The sequence below is a fragment of the Paracoccus hibiscisoli genome (assembly GCF_005048265.1).
Classification (GTDB): Bacteria; Pseudomonadota; Alphaproteobacteria; order Rhodobacterales; family Rhodobacteraceae; genus Paracoccus; species Paracoccus hibiscisoli.
This window is the reverse complement of the sequence record NZ_SUNH01000036.1, coordinates 1-472: the sequence shown is the minus strand read 5'-3', so window position 1 is coordinate 472 and position 472 is coordinate 1. Positions and strand designations below refer to the sequence as shown.

General features: G+C 62.9%; 1 pseudogene. It reads right to left on the bottom strand.

Annotated elements, in window-relative coordinates:
* Window positions 1-24: 24 nt before the first annotated feature.
* Window positions 25-432, bottom strand: a pseudogene (locus FA740_RS17280) (IS5 family transposase); the annotation flags it as partial.
* Window positions 433-472 lie beyond the last annotated feature (40 nt).

The window sequence follows — 472 nt, the reverse complement described above, 5'->3', positions numbered from 1 at the left end:
AGGTTCCCCTTCCCCCGGACAGACTCATCCCACGGCTTCAGTGACGGGTATGCCGAGTGCGGCGAAGCCGTTCAGGACGACCACACGGATCTGAAACTCGGCAACCTGACGGTCGAAGTCCCTGGCAATCAGGCGTTGGCCCAGCAGCTTCACACAATGCATCTTCGTTTCGACGCGGCTCCGGCGGTGATAGCCGCTCCATCGTCGCCAGATGGTTCGCCCGAAGCGGTGTGACGCGCGCAGGGCTTCGTTGCGCGCGATTGCTCCGGGAGTGTCGGGCTTCCATGGCCTGGCATTTTTGCGTGGCGGTATGACTGCGGCGGCACCTCGGGCGACGATGGCATCGTGGCACGTGCGGGTGTCGAAGGCACCATCAGCGGTGACGCTTGCAACCTCGTGATCTGGCGGGATCTGGTCCAGAAGCTCTGGCAATGAGGAGGATCAGCAAACAGTCCGGAGGGACTGTTTGCCC